At 60.4% G+C, this 19,360-nt stretch carries 16 protein-coding genes and 1 pseudogene; 10 read left to right on the top strand and 7 right to left on the bottom strand.

Going from position 1 to position 19,360, the window contains the following annotated elements; translation table 11 throughout:
* Positions 1–105: 105 nt before the first annotated feature.
* Both ABID59_RS02070 and ABID59_RS02065 read left to right on the top strand, forming a co-directional pair.
* Positions 106–1,653 carry an acetolactate synthase large subunit gene (locus tag ABID59_RS02070; protein ID WP_354082283.1) on the top strand — a complete coding sequence of 516 codons (1,548 nt, stop codon included), beginning with the start codon at positions 106–108 and terminating at the stop codon, positions 1,651–1,653.
* A gap of 43 nt (positions 1,654–1,696) precedes the next feature.
* Positions 1,697–2,215: a hypothetical protein gene (locus tag ABID59_RS02065; RefSeq protein ID WP_148755707.1), complete on the top strand. Its 519-nt coding sequence runs from the start codon at positions 1,697–1,699 to the stop codon at positions 2,213–2,215.
* Positions 2,216–2,303: 88 nt separating this feature from the next.
* Here the strand turns inward: ABID59_RS02065 and ABID59_RS02060 are convergent, their stop codons facing one another.
* Both ABID59_RS02060 and ABID59_RS02055 read right to left on the bottom strand, forming a co-directional pair.
* The gene (locus ABID59_RS02060) at positions 2,304–3,620 is read right to left on the bottom strand and encodes a YncE family protein (protein WP_354082282.1); all 1,317 of its coding nucleotides are present in this window, start codon (positions 3,618–3,620) and stop codon (positions 2,304–2,306) included.
* A 367-nt stretch (positions 3,621–3,987) separates the two neighbouring features.
* Positions 3,988–5,532 carry a peroxidase family protein gene (locus tag ABID59_RS02055; RefSeq protein WP_354082281.1) on the bottom strand — a complete coding sequence of 515 codons (1,545 nt, stop codon included), beginning with the start codon at positions 5,530–5,532 and terminating at the stop codon, positions 3,988–3,990.
* 455 nt (positions 5,533–5,987) lie between these two features.
* On the opposite strand from ABID59_RS02055, the gene ABID59_RS02050 reads away from it, so the two are divergent.
* From ABID59_RS02050 to ABID59_RS02035, 4 genes are all read left to right on the top strand, one after another.
* Complete coding sequence (locus ABID59_RS02050; protein WP_354082280.1) at positions 5,988–6,344, top strand: hypothetical protein; 357 nt, start codon at positions 5,988–5,990, stop codon at positions 6,342–6,344.
* Positions 6,345–6,559: 215 nt separating this feature from the next.
* Positions 6,560–7,039, top strand: a complete 480-nt coding sequence (locus ABID59_RS02045; RefSeq protein WP_354082279.1) for a hypothetical protein — start codon at positions 6,560–6,562, stop codon at positions 7,037–7,039.
* Positions 7,040–7,084: 45 nt separating this feature from the next.
* Complete coding sequence (gene greA, locus ABID59_RS02040) at positions 7,085–7,567, top strand: transcription elongation factor GreA (protein WP_354082278.1); 483 nt, start codon at positions 7,085–7,087, stop codon at positions 7,565–7,567.
* A gap of 130 nt (positions 7,568–7,697) precedes the next feature.
* A complete protein-coding gene (locus tag ABID59_RS02035; RefSeq protein WP_354082277.1) occupies positions 7,698–8,480 on the top strand; it encodes a class I SAM-dependent methyltransferase in 783 nt (260 codons plus the stop codon).
* An 805-nt stretch (positions 8,481–9,285) separates the two neighbouring features.
* Here the strand turns inward: ABID59_RS02035 and ABID59_RS02030 are convergent.
* Both ABID59_RS02030 and ABID59_RS02025 read right to left on the bottom strand, forming a co-directional pair.
* On the bottom strand, positions 9,286–9,414 hold the full coding sequence (locus ABID59_RS02030) for a DUF1127 domain-containing protein (protein WP_354082276.1): 129 nt from the start codon (positions 9,412–9,414) through the stop codon (positions 9,286–9,288).
* 99 nt (positions 9,415–9,513) lie between these two features.
* A complete protein-coding gene (locus ABID59_RS02025; RefSeq protein ID WP_354082275.1) occupies positions 9,514–10,923 on the bottom strand; it encodes an MFS transporter in 1,410 nt (469 codons plus the stop codon).
* Between the two features lie 195 nt (positions 10,924–11,118).
* On the opposite strand from ABID59_RS02025, the gene ABID59_RS02020 reads away from it, so the two are divergent.
* Positions 11,119–11,952, top strand: a complete 834-nt coding sequence (locus ABID59_RS02020; RefSeq protein WP_354082274.1) for an ArsR/SmtB family transcription factor — start codon at positions 11,119–11,121, stop codon at positions 11,950–11,952.
* A gap of 98 nt (positions 11,953–12,050) precedes the next feature.
* Here ABID59_RS02020 and ABID59_RS02015 read toward each other — a convergent pair whose 3' ends face one another.
* Positions 12,051–12,935 carry a hypothetical protein gene (locus ABID59_RS02015; RefSeq protein WP_354082273.1) on the bottom strand — a complete coding sequence of 295 codons (885 nt, stop codon included), beginning with the start codon at positions 12,933–12,935 and terminating at the stop codon, positions 12,051–12,053.
* An 873-nt stretch (positions 12,936–13,808) separates the two neighbouring features.
* Between ABID59_RS02015 and ABID59_RS02010 the strand changes: the two genes are divergently transcribed.
* Positions 13,809–15,167 (top strand): tyrosine-type recombinase/integrase, encoded by a 1,359-nt coding sequence (locus ABID59_RS02010; RefSeq protein ID WP_279661207.1) that lies wholly within the window; start codon positions 13,809–13,811, stop codon positions 15,165–15,167.
* On the opposite strand, the gene ABID59_RS02005 is transcribed toward ABID59_RS02010, so the two are convergent.
* Entirely contained in the window at positions 15,164–15,478 is a 315-nt protein-coding gene (locus ABID59_RS02005) for a hypothetical protein (RefSeq protein WP_246230405.1), read from the bottom strand. The genes ABID59_RS02010 and ABID59_RS02005 overlap by 4 nt on opposite strands.
* A 553-nt stretch (positions 15,479–16,031) precedes the next feature.
* On the opposite strand from ABID59_RS02005, the gene ABID59_RS02000 reads away from it, so the two are divergent.
* Together ABID59_RS02000 and ABID59_RS01995 are read left to right on the top strand one after the other, a co-directional pair.
* The gene (locus tag ABID59_RS02000; protein ID WP_148755697.1) at positions 16,032–16,769 is read left to right on the top strand and encodes a hypothetical protein; all 738 of its coding nucleotides are present in this window, start codon (positions 16,032–16,034) and stop codon (positions 16,767–16,769) included.
* 711 nt (positions 16,770–17,480) lie between these two features.
* Complete coding sequence (locus ABID59_RS01995; RefSeq protein WP_148755696.1) at positions 17,481–18,389, top strand: MurR/RpiR family transcriptional regulator; 909 nt, start codon at positions 17,481–17,483, stop codon at positions 18,387–18,389.
* Between the two features lie 109 nt (positions 18,390–18,498).
* Here ABID59_RS01995 and tnpC read toward each other — a convergent pair.
* Positions 18,499–19,275 (bottom strand): annotated as a pseudogene (gene tnpC / locus ABID59_RS01990) (IS66 family transposase); the annotation flags it as partial.
* Between the last annotated feature and the right edge of the window lie 85 nt (positions 19,276–19,360).

The raw sequence follows: 19,360 nt of genomic DNA, 5'->3' as shown, positions 1-19,360 counted from the left end.
GCCGCAACGCCGGCTATTGCTTTGACGGGGCCCGCGAACAATGATTGATCCCATGGATCCCTGGGATATGGATCGCTGGAATAGCCGGTTGCGGGAGCAGACAGAATGAACGGTGCGGAAAGCCTGGTGCGGACGATGGTCAAGGGCGGGGTAGACGTCTGCTTCACCAACCCCGGCACCTCCGAGATGCATTTTGTCGCGGCGCTCGACCGCGTGCCGGGCATGCGTTGCGTGCTCGGCCTGTTCGAAGGCGTGGTGACGGGCGCGGCCGACGGCTATTTCCGCATGAAGGGCACGCCGGCCTCGACCCTGCTGCATCTCGGCCCCGGCCTCGCCAATGGCCTTGCCAACCTGCACAACGCCAAGAAGGCCAATTCCGGCATCGTCAACATCGTCGGCCAGCACGCCGTCTACCACATCGGCTACAACGCGCCGCTGACCTCCGACATCGAGGGTCTGGCCCGGCCGATGTCGTCCTGGGTCCGCACCTCGCCGGATTCCAAATCGGTCGCCGCCGACGGTGCCGCGGCGATTGCCGCCGCCAAGAGCGCCCCGCCGCAGATCGCGACCCTGATCCTGCCGGCCGACACCGCCTGGAACGAGGCCGACGGCATCGCCGAGGTGCCGGCCGAGCAGCAGCGCGCCGGCTATTCGCCGCAGGCGGTCGAGCAGGCCGCTAGGATCCTGCACGGCGACGGCGAGGGCACGCTGCTGCTGATGACCGGCAGCGCGCTGAGCGCAAAGGGCCTGGCGCTGGCCGAGCGGATCGCGGCCAAGACCGGGTGCACCGTGATGGGCCCGACCTTCCGCCCGAAAATGGCGCGTGGCCGCGGCCGCTACTCGATCGACCGCATTCACTACGTGATCGAGAACGCGCTGCCGATGCTGGCGAAATTCCGTCACATCGTGCTGGTCGAGTCCGACGATCCCGTGGCGTTCTTCGCCTATCCGAACAAGCCGAGCATGCTCAAGCCGGAGGGCTGCGACGTCCATCGCATGACCTCCTGGGGCGAGAACTCGGTCGCAGCGCTCGAAGCGCTCGCTGGCGCGGTGAAGGCCAGCGCCAAGGACGTCAAGCCGCAGGCGTTGCAGGAACTGGTCAAGCCGACCGGCGCGCTCACCTTCGCCTCGATCGCGCAGGCGATCGCATGCGCGATCCCCGAGAACGCGATCATGGTCGACGAATCCCTCACCACCGGCCGCGGCTTCTTCCCCCCGACGGCGGCCGCCGCGCCGCACGACTGGCTCCAGAACATGGGCGGCTCGATCGGCTTCTCCACGCCGCTCTCGATCGGCGCCGCGATCGCCTGTCCGGACCGCAAGGTCATCACCATGGTCGGTGACGGCAGCGCGATGTACACGATCCAGTCGCTGTGGACGCAGGCTAGAGAGAACCTCAACATCGTCACCATCGTGTTCGCCAATCGCATCTACCAGATCCTGCGCGGCGAGTTCGACAATGTCGGAGCCGGCGAACCCGGCCAGCGCGCCAACGACATGCTTCGCCTCGACCGCCCGACGCTCGATTTCGTCGCGCTGGCCAAGGGCATGGGCGTGCCCGGCCGCGTCGTCGCCAATGCCGACGAGTTCAACAAGGCGCTGACTGAAGCCGTCGCCGAGCCGGGGCCGCGCCTGATCGAAGTCCAGATGTAGGGGAGGCGCACGTACAACGGAGCGCCGAGAGCCCGGAGGCACGATGCAGACCGAGCTGAACAAGGTGATCGCGGCGCTCCGGGATTTCTACGCCCACGAGGCATTCCTGTTCGAGAAGGATATCGGCGAGCGTGCCATCACGCACCGCTTCGCGGTCTATCTCGAGCGGCAGTTTTCAGGCTGGGCGGTCGACTGTAACTATGACCGGCTCGGCGAGCGCACGCTGCATCTGCCGCACGGCACGATCATCTCGACCGACGATCATCTCGGCAAGTCGATCTACCCCGACGTCGTCGTGCACCAGCGCGAGATTCCGAACAATCTGCTCACCGTCGAGATCCGCAAGGCGAGCAATCACACGCCGCTGGAGCACGATCAGCACAAGCTGAGAGCGCTGACCGACCCGCATGTCTGGTTCGCCTATTGGATCGGCGTGCTGCTGGTGCTGGACCGGCACAACGTGACGATGTCGGAGGTCTATGTCAGCGGCGTCGTCGATCAGGCGCTGTCGCTCTGGTTCGCGACGCGACTCGCGGAGAGCGGTCTCGCGGGCGCGCATTAGCGCGTGTACTCCTAAACGTCAGATATTCCGTACCAGCAAGAGGTCGCGGGGCGCGCTAACCCGCGACCTCATCGTTGGCTTTCTAAGGCTATCTTTCGGCTCTTTCGTCCGCGCGTGCCCCTGTTCCGTATACCGCAATGCATCCTGTCAAGCAGTTGGGAAACACATTATTGGCGCCAAGCGGAACGAACACATGATTGTTTTCCGCATTGGCAGCAACCGAATGGGCGGTGCTCGCTGCGTGAACGAGCGGGCCCGTGGTCACCGCAGGCTCGTTGAAGGTAGGCACCAGCTGCTTCAGGGTCTTATCGCGCGCATCGATGACGCCGAGTATCGCAGCTCCCTGAGCGGTCAGGGGGGTTGCGCCGATGACCTCGGTCGGACGCAACGGGCTGGTCGAGGAGGCCGTGTAGTAGTTTCCGTCACCCTTGTTGAACCATACCTCGTCGCCAACACCGACGCCGGGTACGATCTTGTCAATTGCACCCGTCCTGGCGTCGAGAATTACCTGAATCGGCGCCGCCGTCACGTTCTTGGTCGAATTCCAGAGATTGCCCGCGGTGTCAAAAACCGTATTGCAGCCAGCGAGCAGATCGACGTTGGGGCCTACGGTAAGGCCTGCCGGTTGGCAGAACTCGATCGGGTATTGCACTTCCACGGTGCCGGCAGGTGATATCCGAATGACGGCCCCATCCTTGGCATTCGGGCCTACCTGCGGAATCGACAGATAGAACTTGCCCGTCACCGGCTCCCACACCGGCTGTTCGGCACCATTGGTCGCGTCGACCCCGGTATGCGACGTGTCAAACGTTATTCGCTTTCCGACCGTGAGGGCACCGGTCGTCTTGCTGACGTGGATCAACGTCGCAAAGGGTGGCGTGTCGGCGTTGTTGATGACAAGCAGCAGTCCGTCGTTGGCGTCATATGCCAGTTCGTCCGCACGGAGGCCAGGTGCGCCGCCGGTAGATACGTCGCCCACTGTATTGCCGGTCCTGAGATTGATCGAGACCACGCGGCTGTTGGCGTCCGTCACAAAGAGCCACGGAAACGCCGCAACCACTCCGTTGGGGCCGGAGGTGCCGTTGTCGCCGGTAAAGCCCTTGAACGCCGGCTTGGCACTTATCTGCGAAATCAGCGCGTTTGTTCTTGCATCGACGACATCGACGACGGCGTTGGAGCGATCGGCAAGATAATACGTCTGCGTCGTCTGATCGACGAAGCTGATGTCGAACACGTACATGTTGCCGCCGGTCATGTTCGCCTTCGTTCCAGGGATGGGAACGGTCGTCAGCAAACGGACCGCCCCGTCCCTTCCCTGACCCTCCATCGAGAATGCGTCGGTTGCAAACATCACTGCCACGATGATGCTGACAGCGGTGCACAACAATGTTCGGTGTCCAAGCATTGCTTCGCTCCCTTGTTTGTTTCGAGCCGGTTCTCTCGGCTCCCGGATACCCTTCTCCTTTCTGGATGAAAGTTCAACCAAAGGTTTATGTCGGGCGCGGTGTTTTGGAGCTGTGATGCCGGCAGGGCGCCTGCGTGAATCCGTTGTTGTGACAAGGCCGATATGGCGGCATGTCGGTTTCAATGTCGCCCTCTGAGCGCACACCGGACGCGACGCGCTTGTGAGTCCACGCGCTGGAGACGGATGAGTTTTGGTTGAAGCGATGCGCGCTCGGGACTCGATTCACCTCTCCCCGTCGGGGAGCGATGAACCACACAAAGCCGCCCGCGCGATGCGAGCGGCCTTCGCGTCATCAACCCTCACCAGCTCAATGCAGCGCAGCGCCCTGGCCCAGCGCGTAGGTCACGAGATCCTTCAGCCGGAAATCGGGACCGGTCACCGGCGCCCAGTTCGGATCGAGTGACAGCATCGAGGAGGCGTCGCCGAACATCATGCCGAGGAAGACTTCGGCGACGATGCGTCCGCCGACGGGCCCAAGTTGCGGTGTGTTGACGCCGCTCGCCGGCGCGCCGGTGGCAGGGATCGTGACCGGGGTCGAGAACTGGCGCGCTTCTGCGAGGATGTAGGTCCAGAGCGGGCAGTTGCCCTTGAATACGCCGTTCGCGATCGAGGAGATCGGAACCTGCGGATCGCCGGTCGGGTCGGGATGGTCGACGGCCCGGCCGATGACGATCTGCTCGTCGGTCAGCGGCGTCAGGTGCATCGCCCTGGCGACCGCCTGGCCCGAAGGCAGCCCGAGCCGCCAGCTGCGTTCGAGATTGCGAAGCGCCAGCGACGACGGATTGGAGGCGACCTCCGGCGGCAGCTTGCGCAGCGGATCGACCAGCGAGGTGTCGATGCGATAGGCGAGTTGGAGCCGCCGCTTGTTGTCCGGATTGGTGCTGTCGTCCTCGACGCCATAGGCGCGCGTGTCGATGTCGATGAACCGCCCCCAGTCGATGGCGCGTCCCGGACCCATGGCGCGGAAGCCGGTCAGCGCATTGTTGTCGGGGTTGTTGGGATCGGGGAAGATCTGCAGCAGCATGTTGTCGGCGTCGTTCAGCCGATAGCCGGGCCGGATCATCGAGTGGCCAAGCCGGTAGGCCGCGACCGAAAACTCGACCGGCATGAACGGAAAATTCTTCCAGTGATAGTAGGCGAGCCTGCTGCGGTCGTAATGGCCGCCGGTCCTGAGATCGTTCAGCACGCCGGCATTGACGATGCGCGGCAGGAAGTCGTTCAGCACGACGTATTGATAGTGGAAGCGCACGCGCTGCTGCACGGCCTCGAAGGACAGCCCCTCATTGTCGTCGACCATGCGGTTGTGGAAGCGCAGCATCAGCCCCTGCAACTGCGAGACGATGCTGTTCTCGTCGTTGCGGGGATCGCCGATCAATGCGCGGCCCTTGAAGCGCGGCAGGTCGCTGGAGTTGGACACGCCGGTGCCGGTCAAGGTTTCGCCGAGCAGAAACTTGCCGCTGCTGTCGTACATGTAGGGCTGGTCGTTCGGACCGCGGCCGTAGAGATTGTCGAGATCGAGCGCCGGCGTGCGGAAATCGACGAGCCCGTCCGGATCCTGCTGCTTGGTCAGCGAGCTCACGGGATCGAAGGTGATGTCGTGATCGATGAACTGGCCGAAATAAGTGTAGAGCGCGGGAATTCCGCTCTCCTCGGCATCGGGGCCGTCTTTGGGAGGGTCGAAATCGCCGACCATGTTGTCGGCGAGCGCCGCGAGATTTGCGATGTTGTCGGCCTCGCTCGGGCCGAATTTCGCCGGCGTCAGATTGCGGAACATGCGGCCGAAGCGGCCTTGTGACAGCGGCGAACGGGTGGCGTTGAGACCGCGCGGCGTAATGGCGTGACGACTGCTCATAAAGTACCTCCATGAAAAGTTACGACGGCAAGCAACTAAAGTTAAAGTTGTACGTTGTACACTATGCATGTGAGGCTAGATCGCGGAATTCGGCGTCGCAATGCGCTGCTTCACACATCGCGCGACGTCGATGGCGTTCGACGAGCGCGCGTTGCGGTCAAGCCGCGGATGCGCTTTGCAAATTTTTCCCGCAGCAATGCCGAATAACATTCTCGTCATCGAAAATCTCGACGCGAAGCAATGTCAGCTTCACCGACCTAATCGGCAGGTGTTTTGTCATCGCGAACATCGTGTTCGCGTAAAAATTGCATTGGCGCGCGCACGCCGCCTCGTGGACACTGTGATCTCGGCCACAGTTTGCAGCCCGGCTCCCGCCTATGTTCGGCGGGCTTGCACGCGCCGATCCCGCGGGACTACGCTTCCGCCATTGGGGATCAGGCAATTTGGAGGTTCTGATGCAAAAATCATATTTGCTGGCTGCGACTGCGGCACTCGCGCTCATCATGCAGACACCGCTCGCGCTCGCGCAGAGCGCGCCCGCCGCAGGCGGCACGCCGCCGGCCGCCGCGGCCACCACGACGTCGCCTGCAGCGACCACTGCACCGGCCGCAACCACCACGTCGGCTGCGACCACCGACACTTCGACGGCGCCAGCCGGCCCGAAGAAGAGCGCCGACAAGAAGCCGGCGAAGAAGAAGATGACGCGGCAGCAGGAGATCGACCATTCGGTCGACAGCGGCACCGTTCCGGCGCGCTATCGCAGCTCCGTGCCGAAGCAGTACCAGCAATATATTCCGTTCGAGAAGCAGTGACCGATCCCACCGCGGCACGAGGGGCTCCCCGACGTGGTGGAACCGGACAACAGCCAAGCAGGAGCCAAGCGGAGCCAAGCAGGAGCAGCCAAGTAGCAGCAGCCAAGTAGCAGCAGCCAAGTAGCAGCCAAGTAGCAGCGACGGCTCGATCAGCCGACCCCTGTGGCGGTCTACGGTGCCGGTGTTAAAGTAGGCCAAGCCGGGGGGAAGCCGTGATGAGTGACGATGCGAGGGATGCTGGCCTTGTGGCCATGATCAGCAGCATCCTGGGAGGCAACAAGCGCGCAGAGGCCGCCAGCCCGCCGCCGCTTGCTGACTTCATGCCGGTCGCTCCGGCGGCCGCACCGTTAGCGGAGGTAGCGCAAATCCCGGAAGCGGAGTCTCCGAAGCTCCAGGATGCATCCGATCAAGCGGTGGCGGCTCCGAAGCCGGTTGCGCCCGGTCCACCCCTGACACCGGACGGCAAGCGGCGTCTGCCCGCGGACGCGATTGCCGGTCTCGTGCTCGGCGAATTGCGCAAGATCGAGGGTTTTCCGGCGTCCGGCGTCTCGGTGACGGTCTACGGTTATCGGCACTGGAACGCGATGATCACTTTCGCGCCGTTCTCGACCACGTTCCAGAACGCGACCCGGTTCCGTCAGGCATTGCCAGATCTCGTGTTCAAGCTCCGTCGTTTCGTCGAACTTGAGATATAGGTCTGGTACAGCCGTGACCCGAAACTGTTCGACAGGATATTCGAATTGAGCGTCGCCTTTACCAAGGAAGAAAGTGCCGAGACCGCCTCCGAGACACTGCTGCCGGATCGCCCGATCTCGCCGCATCCGAACCTCGTGACCGAGACAGGTCTGCAGGCGCTGCAGAAGCAGTTCCAGGACGCGCGCGAGGCCTATGAAGCCGCGCAAGCCATCGATGACGTCAACGAAAAGCGACGGCAATCGGCCGCGCCCCTGCGCGATGTCCGCTATTTCGCCGAGCGGCTGCGCACCGCGCAACTGGTTCCCAATCCGGCGTCGAACGAGACGGTCGCCTTTGGCAGTATAGTGACGTTCAGCCGCACCGACGGCCGCGTGCAGACCTACCGTATCGTCGGGGAAGATGAAGCCGATCCGAAGGCCGGCTCGATCTCGTTCGTGTCGCCGGTCGCGAAGTCGCTGATGGGGAAGGCCGTCGGTGACGTCGTCGGCTCGGGAACACAGGAGATCGAGCTTATCGAGATCGCGTAACGAGATTACGGAGCGATTCCGGCTCCCCGTTTCATCTCGCCGTCAAGCAAAAACCTTAAGTCGATCATAATTTGAAGCAATCCTGGGCTTTGGAACTGTCGGGCAACTCTGCATGAAGTGAGGTTCGATCATGTCGATGAGCAAGGCCTTCAATGAGCGTCTAACGGAACTGAAATTTCATCCCGCCGTTCTCGCGGTCAGACAGATCAAGAAGCGGCTGGCCGATAGCGGACCGGCACTGCGCCTCAAGTTCAATACCCAGAAGCGCGACGAGATCATCGGGGAATTCAAGCGCGGATCGAGCGTGCAGGACGTCATCGATTTTACCAAGCAGCATATGGGCACCGGCTCCTGCCAGATCGAGACGGAGATCTCGTCGGCCCTCGACTACATCGCGGCGTCCGCTCCGAAGCTCGTCGTTGAGATCGGCACGCTGAACGGCGGGACGTCGCTGCTGTTCGGACGATTTCTTCCGACGATGGAGACGATGATCTGCATCGATCTGCACGTGAAGAACAAGGAAATGCTGAAGCTGCTCGCGACGCCGAAGCAGCAATGGACCTTCTTCGACATGCCGTCCTACGCGGATGAAAGCGTCAAGCGGGTCGAGAAGTTTCTCAATGGCAGGTTGATCGACACATTGTTCATCGATGGAGATCACCGCTACGAAGGCGTCAAGCAGGACTTTCTCTGCTACCGGCATTTCGTTCGCGAAGGCGGCATCATCCTGTTCCACGACATCTGCGAATCCAGCGGCAACACCAGCGCCTGGGCAGGCGGCGTCCCGCAGCTATGGCGCGAATTGTCGCCGTTCTACGAGCACAAGGAATTCATCCAAAACCGCAGCCAGGAAGGCTTCGGCATCGGCGCGCTGAAATACACCAAGGCCGCGAATCCGTTTCCGTCGGCGTGATGGTGGTGGTGGCGCCGTTCGCATCGCGCGGACGGCGTGGCGGATGTGCGTTGTCATTGAAGAGGACGAAGCGGCTCCTAAAGACGGGGCCGCTCTCGTTTGTCGCTCAGCTTGCGAAGTCGCTGATCGGCGAGCCTCCGCCACGGTCCAGGGAAATACCTGAACAGCTATGCAGTTGCGCGCTTGATCTCGTCGCGCGTTTGAAGCTGGGTCCCGCAAAATGGACAGAAAAAGAACTGCTTGATCGAACTAGCCCATGCCTCGGCCTGTCTTGACGCCTCCAAGCGTCAGGTACAGCACGCCAGTGTCTTCTTGCACGTATAGAAAACGCTGCTCCGGCAAGGTGAGCGTTTCGCTCATGTCCTTTCAGCATGTCCCGAACACTTTGTGCTGAGCCACCACTCCCCTCAATTCGTCCTGGAAGGCTTGAGTCGATGTTCGATCTTGAGCCGATGACGTGGACCTCAGAGCGCGCTCTGACCGCCGGGTAATCCTCTTCCAGGTGCGGCCGTCCGGTCGGTGTTTCGCCCGATGGGGCAATCTGATTTCGCTAAAGGGCCGCGCCCTACCCGTTCAGGATGATTAGGCCGTGTACTCATAAATCCGCGGCGAAGTCCGCTTCGCTCCCATACCGACCTCCTTTCCTCCCTTGGAGGTTTGCGGACGCCGGCCCCGTGCCCGCGGCGCCACCTTCATGGGGCCGTCATCCGAAAACTTTCACAAAAGCAGAAGAATTTAGTTGGACAAAGGTCCGCCTTCTTTGGCGGGCCTCGTCGCGCAAGAGGCAGCCCTATTCGAGTGCTATTCAAGCCCGCCAGTAGGACTTTTTGATTTCCAGAGCGATGTCAGACCAGGACAATCCGACATCATGCAAGTCGCGGTCAGTCCATTGCGCCAATTCGCGGCGCTGCCGAACCCGTTCGCGCCAAACCAAACGCGCGCTTCACTGCGCAAGAAAGCTGCGAACCGTCGGACCCCACGGTCCGTCGACATCCGGGCACCATACGAGGTCGATCTGCCCTCCCTTTCATCGTCAGTCCTTTGCTCGGCCAAGCAAGATCGCGACCGCACCGGCGAGCAACACAGCGGCCGAAATGAGCAGCGAGGCATGTGCGCCCGCAATGAACACGTTGTTGCCTCCGACCAGCGAGCCGAATAGGGCAACGCCAAGCACGCTGCCGGTCTGCCGCGTTGCGTTCAAAACGCCCGCGGCGATGCCGGATCGCGACTTCACGACACTGCCGAGCAGCGTCGAGGTCAAGGACGGCACGAGCAAGCCGAGCCCGCCGCCGAGGATCATAAGCTGAGTCCCGATCGCCCCGTAGCTGGTGCCTGAGGCCATAGGCAGCAGTGCAACGCAGCCCGCGGCAGTGATCACACAAGCCAGTGCAATGGTTTGCGGCGCGCCGAGGCGCTCGCTGACCGATGCGGCGACGAGGTTGGCGGGCAGCACCATGCCCATCATGGGCACGAAAGCGAGGCCTGTTGCGAATGGCGACCAGCCGTTGATTTTCTGGAAGTAGAGACTGAGCACGAAGATTAGGCCGTAGAAGGCGATGTTGAAGAGGAGCCCAACCAGAGCGGTCAGCGCAAACATGCGGTGGCGGAACAGCGAGAGTGGCAGCATCGGTTGTGGCGCGCGCGCCTCGCGCCATACGAACAGGAGTCCGATCACGGCCGCTGCCACGAAGCCCATGATGACGAGCGGATGGCTCCAGCCGAGCACGCCGCTCTCGATCAGGGCGCCGGCGAGCGTGCCGAGGGTTGCAATCGCCGCCATCTGTCCCGGCAGATCGATCTCGCGCTGCGCGAGCCGCGGCGTCTCCTCGGCATAACGCCAGGCAAGCCAGAGGCCGGCGGCGCCAATCGGCAGGTTGACGAGAAAGATCGCGCGCCAGCCGACCAGCGCGATCAGCGCGCCGCCGACAAACGGCCCCGAAGTCAGTGCGACGCTCGCACCTGCGGCCCAGAAGCCGACCGCGCGGCCGCGCGCCTTCGGATCGGCATAGGCATGATTGAGCAGCGTCAGCGAGTTCGGCACCAGGATCGCTGCTGCCAGGCCCTGCACGGAGCGTGCGGCGATCAGGAATATCGCCGACGGCGCCAGCGCGCAGGCGAGCGAAGCCAACGTGAAGATCGCAAAGCCCGCGATGAATATCCGTTTGGCGCCAACGCGGTCACCAAGCGCGCCGGAGGTCAAAATGAAGGCCGCGAATGCGATGGTATAGGCGGTCACCACCCATTGCAGCTCGGCCACGCTACCGCCGAGCGAATTGCCGATGCTGCTCAGCGCAGTATTGACGATGGTGATATCGAGCTGCACCACGCCAAGGCCGAGGCTCGTGGCAGCAAGTGCCAGCGCCGTCGCGAGAGGCGAACGGGATGACGTGTTGTCGGAGTGGGCTAGTTCCGGCTCCCTTGTATTGAACGAAGTTGTTTGCATTGATCACACTCAATTGCCTGTGAGAATTTGACGGCCCAGATCAGCCCGCATTGCGATGGTCATTCGATACCAACCGAATATTCGGAGCCGCGGGATGACCTTTCTCCTCGTCGCGGCAGTTCCTTCGCCGGGCCTACTGGCGTCCAGGCAACCTATGTTTCGTGATCGATCCAGTCTCGCGGAAACACTACGGTCTTGACCGAAGTATTCGTGCTTGGCACTGCGTCCTTATCGGCGTACGAGAAGGGCATGGACACGGGACCCAAAATCGCCCAAGTCGCAGCGCTCATCGGCGACCCGGCGCGTGCCAACATGCTGAGCGCGCTGATGGATGGCCGAACGTTGACCGCCTCGGAGCTCGCCTATGTGTCTGGCGTGGCGCCGCAGACAGCCAGTGGCCATCTTGCGAAACTCAGCGACGCGGGATTGCTCGCGCTCGCAAAGCGGGGCCGACGGCGATATTTCCGCCTGGCCTCTCCGCACGTCGCGCGCGTGCTAGAAGGTCTCATGGTCGTGGCGCAGGACGGCCCCGCCCGGCAGCGCAATCTCTGGCGCGGTGGAGAAACGCTCCGGCACGCTCGCACGTGCTATGACCACATGGCCGGCCGCATCGCGGTCGCAATCGCCGACCGGCTGGTCCAACAGTCGTTTATTCTGCTCGACGAGGATGGCGGGCAACTCACCGACGCCGGCCGCTCATTCTTCAATGAGTTGGGCGTCGATCTTCGCCTCGCCTCCAAGCGCCGGGTGTTCTGTCGTCCCTGTCTCGACTGGAGCGAGCGCCGGTCGCATCTGGCCGGGGCAGTTGGCGCCGCCATTCTTGATCACGCTCTCGAGCACGATTGGGTCGAGCACGTCAGGGATAGCCGAGCGCTCGTCGTAACCCCAGTTGGCGTTAGAGAACTCGCCACAACGTTCGGCATCGAGGGCGCACCCCCGATGGACGGTCACGATGGGCGTGTTGGATCACTATCCGGGGGCCGGGTATCAGCTATAGCGGTCGAGTCAGCGCCTCCCGGACGGAGGTAGTAGCGCGATTAGCCACTTTAGGCTGTGGTGACCGGAGCTGAGCCTGAAGTGTTGCGATTGGCCAGACCCCTGTGATCAGTCAGGCCCAGGAACAGCCTTCACGTATTCCATTCGGAGCGTTCGTTCGGTGCCTCTGCTGCTTTTTCAAGTGAAACCTGCACTTTCATCTCACCCAGCCTGGTCTGTTCGCGGAAGGACCTATCGATCTCTATCAGCTCATCACAGGTGTATCGGTCTATCGTAATAGTGTTTTCCGTTTGTGCGGGAACGATTGATGTAGCGGTCTTGTTGAACTCGAAAACAACGCCGCTCTTCAACCTGCCAACAAAGTCGCTGTCGAAGTAATCTTTATGTCTGCCGATAATATCAAGCATGGCGCCGCTAAAATAATTGCGGGTTGCTAGGAGCTTACCAATACCTTCGCCAGTGAAGTAGATGTCGGTGTGAGAGGTCAACGTCACGCGATAGATAGCTCTGTAGCGATCCGGCGATTTTGGAAACTTGGCAAAGCTTGGAACCCACGTCGCAATGTCGGGGTCACCCGTTGCATTTTTTATCGCTAAGAGGTTGATTTTCTGGCTTTTCAGATACTCGGACGTGGCTGTGTGTATCTCGTTTTTTCCAGCATTGATGGCGTCCCGAACCTCCGTCTTAAGGGCCTCGGACTGAGTTTTCCCCGCGTCTGTAGCTGCTACGTAATCTTTCTTGCTGCTTTCGGATTGATTCCTGCTGCTCTGGATGGCGTCAGCTATTTTTTCATTATTCCAGTACTGGATGAGGCCGACGAGTCCGAATCCCACTGTCATGATGGTGCCAATAAACACGACCATTCCTGCAAAAACCGCCAACATGGACTTATTGGCCTTGGTTTCACCCTGAGCAACTGCCTCGATTCTGGCGCTCAGTTCGGCAATCCTTTTTTCCGCAAACTCTGACGCGCCAATTAGCCGTGCGATTTGCTGTTCAGGATCCTTCGTAGACAAAGCGGCCCCTCAATTGATTTACAACTTCGAATATTGAGACGTCAAAAACACTCGTTAAGGCGAAAATGAACCCTTGTCACCTTGCTTGTCGTGACAACCCAGAGGAAACAGGTCGCTCAACCGGGCGGACGAAAATGTCCATTAGGGTTTGGTTGGGGTTGCTCGTGCAGCAAAGGGACGACAGTCTTAAGCAAGGCTGGGACGGCTATCGGCTGCTCTGAAACGAAATGATCCTTGGCGGGGGCGGCTCGGCTTCGTGTTCTTGTCTGGCGGAAGCAGTTGCGTCGCTCAGCTCATGTGAGCGCTTTTTTTGTGGAAAGGGCGCCTCATCGATGAGGCCGAAATTGTTCTACAGCCTCGGCTACTTGATCGGGGCTTCGTCTCCAATGATGCCATCATGCCCCTGTTTTGCCCGACGGAGCAAGTGGTGTTTCGGAAAATTCGCAGCCCCTTGATCCGACTGACATCGGCTACTGTGCATGGGGTTGTTTTCGACATTTCAACGGGACGGTGACGAAAGCCGCCCCGCGTCGGGGATCGTGCGCAACCAACAGGGTTCAGAATGATGAATGGTGGGCGCACAAGGGATCGAACCTTGGACCTCTCCCGTGTGAACCACAATCCGTAGGCCTTAGCTAACCTAATCAAGCCATAGTTTTATTGCAAAAGTCCTTGCAGCGCAGGGATTTAAGGCCATGTTGGCCCATAGGAGGCCATAGCTGGCCTTCCTACATTTTGTATGCCCCTGCCGTGCCCTGCGTGAATTTTCCCGTGGGGCACAACAGAGCTGGGAACGTGGAGGGAGCGGTTTAGGATCCGTTTCTTGGATCTCCTTCGACGTGTCCCGGGGCACAAGGAGTAAGGGCACAAACAATGGAAAACAGCGAGAAGGGTCTCAGAGCCGAAGTGACGACGAACTACCTGAGGCTCACTGACGCTGCGATACGTGCAGCCACGCTGCCGCCGGGCAAGTCGCAGTACTATCTGCACGACACAGAGCAGCCGGGGCTTGCCATCAGGATGCGCGCGACTGGCGGGCGGACCTGGGTCTTCCTGTTCACCAAGCCTGGGACGAGAGGCACCCAACGCAAGACGCTGGGCGCATGGCCCAAGTTCAATGAGAAGGCCGCGCGCAAGGCCGCTACCGTCGCCGCCGGCGAGGTGGTCATTGGAGTCGATCCGAACGAGGCCAAACGCGAGGCAAAGCGACAACAACTGGCAGAGAGGCAGTGCACTACGCTGGCGACCCTGATCATTGAAGATGGCCCCTACGAAACGTCCCTGACCGGACGCCAAGTCGTCAACTGGAAACCGGCAATGTCGGCGTTGCGACGCGGTCTCAAAGATCACTTCGACCTCGCCATCGGCGAGCTGACGCGGCGGCAAATCATGGCGGCGGTGGACAGGATCGCCAAGACCGGTAAGCGCGGCGCCGCCAAGGACGTGCGCAAGCACACGCACACCTTCCTCGAATGGTGTGTAGGCGAAGGTTATGTGGAGCACAACGTGCTCGCCGGCTATCGCGCGCCCAAGGAAACCCGTGCACAAAGGGTCGGGCGCCGAACGAAGGGCCGCGCGCTGATCGATGAGGAGATCATCAAGGTTTGGCATGCATCCGGCAAACTCGGGGCTTTTGGGCTGTTGACACGCATGTGCCTACTCGGTGGCCCGCGTCGCAGCGAACCAACCATGATCGAGTGGCAAAAGCACATCATGGATGATCGCATCACCTTCGATGCGGCATGGACCAAAATGGGCCTACACCACGACGTGCCGCGCACCCATCTTGTTGACGAGGTGCTTACCGCCGCGAAACACTTCCAGCGCGCAACGTCCGACTATGTCTTCCCGTCACCGAAGACCGGCGGCCAGATGTCGGGCTTCACCAAGATGGTCAACCGTCTGATCAAGGAAGCGGCTGTCGCCAAGTTCACCATGCATGACTTAAGGCGGAGCTTGCGAACCATCATGTCTCGTTGCGGCTACGACAACGAAATCCAACGGCTATGCGTGGGGCAAAAGCCGCGTGGAATCGATCAGGTCTATAATCACGACGAGCAGTGGATCATCCGCAAGATGGCGTTCGAAGCGGCTCATGACTACATCGCGCAGTTAGTCGGCGCGGAACGGGTCGGCAAGGTGGTGCGGCTGCAGCGGACGAATCCGCTCGACCCGATCAAGGCCGAACTGCTCGGCCGTCTCCGCGAGCATTATGCGGCTGGGGCGGCTTAGTGGTCTTGGCTTCTGGCCAAATAATCGCGCACCGCATCGACACGATAAAGCGGGCGGCCATCGACGTAGCGCCATTTCAGCGGGTGGTTCGGATCGCGCCGCCACTGCTCCAGCGCTCCCGGCGTGCGCCGGATAACCGCGGCCGCCTCTAATGCTGTCAAATTAGAACTGCCGGGCAGCGTATCGACATCGAATGTCGCGGGCGGCGGCATACCACGGTTCTTGCGGCGGCGCTTCGTGGTACTCGGCATTTTCAGACTATCTGGCGCCCGGAATCCCTTGATCCGAGGCGCTTCGTCCTTGCCGCTCATGCCTTTGCCCTGAACCGTGATCGGTCTGGGGCATTAGGATCGAGGCTTCTCGAGCAGGAAAGGGATCGAGAGCGCAGATATTGCGGCTGGGTAGCCGTGGCGTACAAATAGGACGAATCGTTGCCTTTGCCACGAGGTTGACAAGCAATCGCAGGGCCCGGTGGTTGCGACAACATCGTTTCTGATGCTAACTGATACGGTCGTTTGGAAATCGGAATCAGACACTCAGATTACCGCCCTGGACCCGCTGACTCATCAGCGGGTCCCAGGTTCGAGCCCTGGTGCGCCCACCACCCTCAAGCGATTAGCCCGCAAGGGCTTTTTTAATTTCCCCAGCGCGCTTTTTCTCATCCAACCGAAACCGCGTGGCACCGATTTCGCACCGCCAAGACGGGCGTGGTCGCGTGCCAAAAATATTTTTGGGCCTTGCGTTATTGTTCTCATTTTGTACTTCTCGAACAAGAGGGTGAGCCATGGATATTGAGTTCATTCGGACGGACACCCGCGCAAGCGCGGGTGTCCGATCCTGGATGAACTTTGGCAGAGAAGCGCTATGAAACCTCAACTGCCCGGACTGCCGACGATGGCAGCGCTCATGCTCGCAGCAACTATCACCGTTTGGTTAGGCCTTTGGGGTCCGCTCGATCTGTCGCGCATTGAGAAGTGGCAGACGCTAACGGTCGGCGTGTTCGCGATATGCGGCGTCTTATTCACAGCAAGTGTTGCAGTCCGAAATGTCACACGTCAGATCAGGATAAACATCTTAAGCCGGGAAGAAGATCGGATTGAACGATTGCTTCCCGGGCTTCGAGCTGCCGCTTATTTCGCAAGCGGGTTTCTTCAATATCGTGTTGCCCATGGTTTCTTGGAGATTGTTGAAGCGTTCCGCGGTGACGGTTTTGGCGTCGAGGGATCAACCTATCAAAAAGACATTCAGACAGCGTTGCCAGCGGCGGACGCTGCCACGCAACTGCGCGTTGAGCAGCGATTATACAGCTGCTTTAATTGGGGTCGACATGCGGAAAACGCAGCGCACGTGGTGAGAGCGTGGACCGCAGAGACATCCAATCATGCCGAGTGGGACCCGTCTGCGCTGGAGAGCAGGCTGGCCGAGATCGAGGAACAACGAAATCGCTTTGCTACGGCTCGCACGCAGTTTGGCTTGGCTATGGATGAACTTGAGGCCGAGATCATCGCGATACGGGCGCAGATCGACCTCTATCAGGCACGGTCCGTACGCATCCGACGGGAGATTGAAGCCTACTTCGGCGGCGCCGCTCAGCGTTCTTAAAATGAACATGCAAGAAGGCCGCACAGGGGATTTCAAGTTGAACAGTTTAGACCGGTAGTTTTCACGGCGGCGGTCCAAGGCCAGCATGCGTGCGGGAGAATGTCGAACGGTTGGTGACTTTGGCATGGTCCGGATTCTTCTGGCAAATGTACATCGCCAATAAAGTTCACCATAAGACGGACCATACCGTGTGGGTGGATGCTTCTCCGCAAGAAAACACTCAGGGAGTATTGAGCAACGCCCGCCGGCAGATCACGCTGCAGCGATAGTAGACCTCGATCTTCAATGAGCGGGCATTTGGTAAGAGGCGGCCGAATGATGGGTGAGCGGTCGCGGGCAAGTGCGACACATCAATTGGTCGCTCTAGCAGCCATGAGCTCCTAGGCGCGTCTCTCTTAGGTTGTTAATATCCCGGGGATGGCCAGCCAAAGTAAGGCAGGTGGCATCGGGGGTAACCCTGGCAGAGGCTCCACTTATCGACGCGGAGATTCTGTTCAGACAAACGGGACCAGCTCATTCCTTGGTTTCGAATTTTGTTGTCGGCGCACTCCATGCACTCTCAACAATTATCGTTGCTTAATTCTACTTTTGCAACAATAATTTCACGATCGGCAGATGAACTTTTTTGACACGATGAATCACGCGGTTTCTGAGATACGCCAAAGAAATTGATTTTCAGGCGGGCGATGGAATCGCAGGCGAGGAATGAGAATGCCAACCAAGCGCAGCGGACCAGCAGCAACAATCCCGAAAAATTATGAGGGGATCGTCAATCTGATCACTCGCGAATACCCAAACTTGTCGACCGGATTTCAGCAGATCGCGAGATTCTTGACGCAGAATCCGAATGTGGTGGCACTCGAATCGATCAATGCCGTCGCCGCCAAATGCCGGACGCATCCGTCGAGCCTCGTCCGTTTCGCGCAGAGCCTCGGCTACTCCGGCTTCAAACAGCTGCAATCCGTTTTTCAGACAAGACTTGCCACTGCCGCCCCCGGATTTCGGGAGCGCATCAGCGCTCTTGAGAGTGAACTTTCACGAAATAAGGATCACGGCAGTCTCGGCTATTTGCGGGATCTGGTCGTGCGCGACATGGCGGCACTTCAAGATCTTCTCGAAGTCGTATCGGAAAAAACCCTCGCCGACACCGCCAAACTGCTCGTGCAGGCGGAAACGATTTACATTGCCGGACAACTTCGATCCGAACCTATTGCATCATTGCTCAGGTATCTTCTGACGATGCTGCGCCGCCGCGTCGTCCTTCTCGACCCTGCCGGTGGCCTGGCGCAAGAAATGGCGACGACCATGACCGACCGCGACGTCCTGATCGCGATCGCATTTCGACATTATGCAAAAGAAGTCGTCGTCATATCCGAGGTGGCCGTAGCCAACGGAACTTACATCATAGCCATTACCGACAGCCAATTGTCGCCCCTCGCGAAAGACGCCCGGACACTCTTCACGATTCCGGAGGACGAATATCTGTTCTCAAGGTCGCTCGCGGCACCGATGTGCTTGGTCCAGTGCATTGCGATGGCAACGGCCGCCCTGCTTCAGCCGGGCCGTGACTCGACGCCACGAATTCCGACGGTGACCGAGATGGCGCGCAATCGAACGTAAGCGCGCACTTTACTGGACAGGCTGCGCGCGCGGCTGGCTGCGGCGTCGCGTGACGCCGGGCCCCAGCGGGATCATCGGAACGGCTTGATTGATCCTGAGCGTTCGACCGTCAGCCGCTGTCGTTGTCAGCTGGCAGGTTTTTTTGAGCGGTGCAGTTGAACGGCAACAGATCTTCGATATCGGCGTCTGGCGCGCGCTGGGGCAATTCGGTGAGCGCGTGACGTAGCCATGCATAGGGATCGACGCCGCATGCCCGGCATGTCAGCACCAAACTGTAGATCACGGCGCTTGCCTTGGCGCCGGCAACGGTGTCGCTGAACAGCCAACTTTTTCGTCCAGTGCAGAACGGCCTGATGTCGCGCTCCAGAACATTGTTATCGATCGGGGCGAGACCGTCACTGGTGTAACGGGTCAGATAATCCCATTGGTTGCGCGCATAGGCGATCGCCTTGCCGGTCAAGCTTTCGGGTAGGACCTTCGGCGCCCGGTCGTCGAGCCAGGTCCGGAAGGCGGCCAATACCGGCAGGCTATGCTGCTGGCGCAGCCGCAAGGTGTATGAGGCGCGCGTTTCGCCGTCGGGCGGCGTCTGGCGCGCCACCCTCTCGACCTCATACAACGCCTCGAAGAACTTGAGCGCCTGCAATGGCGGACCGCCGGGCTTTGTCCTGGCCTTGAGCGCATCGGTAAATTTCCTGCGCGCATGCGCCATACAGCCGAGATGGGTCGCGCCTGTCAGCGTGCGCCAGGCGTCATAGCCGTCGCTCATCAACAAGCCGCGATAGCCGGCCAGGAAGGCCTGAGGATGTTGCTGGCCGCGACCGGGCTGGTAATCGAACAGCACGACCGGCTGCGCGCAGTCCTGGCCGCTGCGATAGGCCCACATGAACCACAATCCGTAGTCCCTAGCCAACCCGCGTCAGCCATAGTAAAAAGTAGATAAGTCTATGCATTGTAGGGGATTTCGCCATATG

It is taken from the genome of Bradyrhizobium sp. S3.3.6 (assembly GCF_040546905.1).
Taxonomy (GTDB): domain Bacteria; phylum Pseudomonadota; class Alphaproteobacteria; order Rhizobiales; family Xanthobacteraceae; genus Bradyrhizobium; species Bradyrhizobium cytisi.
The sequence above is the reverse complement of the archived record's forward strand: the minus strand, read 5'-3'. Positions and strand labels throughout refer to the sequence as shown.

Bases quoted from the DNA above. Each gene is read 5' to 3' on its own strand.
- ABID59_RS02070 (WP_354082283.1), top strand. From the start codon at position 106: ATGAACGGTGCGGAAAGCCTGGTGCGGACGATGGTCAAGGGCGGGGTA.
- ABID59_RS02065 (WP_148755707.1), top strand. From the start codon at position 1,697: ATGCAGACCGAGCTGAACAAGGTGATCGCGGCGCTCCGGGATTTCTAC.
- ABID59_RS02060 (WP_354082282.1), bottom strand. From the start codon at position 3,620: ATGCTTGGACACCGAACATTGTTGTGCACCGCTGTCAGCATCATCGTG.
- ABID59_RS02055 (WP_354082281.1), bottom strand. From the start codon at position 5,532: ATGAGCAGTCGTCACGCCATTACGCCGCGCGGTCTCAACGCCACCCGT.
- ABID59_RS02050 (WP_354082280.1), top strand. From the start codon at position 5,988: ATGCAAAAATCATATTTGCTGGCTGCGACTGCGGCACTCGCGCTCATC.
- ABID59_RS02045 (WP_354082279.1), top strand. From the start codon at position 6,560: ATGAGTGACGATGCGAGGGATGCTGGCCTTGTGGCCATGATCAGCAGC.
- ABID59_RS02035 (WP_354082277.1), top strand. From the start codon at position 7,698: ATGTCGATGAGCAAGGCCTTCAATGAGCGTCTAACGGAACTGAAATTT.
- ABID59_RS02025 (WP_354082275.1), bottom strand. From the start codon at position 10,923: ATGCAAACAACTTCGTTCAATACAAGGGAGCCGGAACTAGCCCACTCC.
- ABID59_RS02010 (WP_279661207.1), top strand. From the start codon at position 13,809: ATGGAAAACAGCGAGAAGGGTCTCAGAGCCGAAGTGACGACGAACTAC.
- ABID59_RS02005 (WP_246230405.1), bottom strand. From the start codon at position 15,478: ATGAGCGGCAAGGACGAAGCGCCTCGGATCAAGGGATTCCGGGCGCCA.
- ABID59_RS02000 (WP_148755697.1), top strand. From the start codon at position 16,032: ATGAAACCTCAACTGCCCGGACTGCCGACGATGGCAGCGCTCATGCTC.
- ABID59_RS01995 (WP_148755696.1), top strand. From the start codon at position 17,481: ATGCCAACCAAGCGCAGCGGACCAGCAGCAACAATCCCGAAAAATTAT.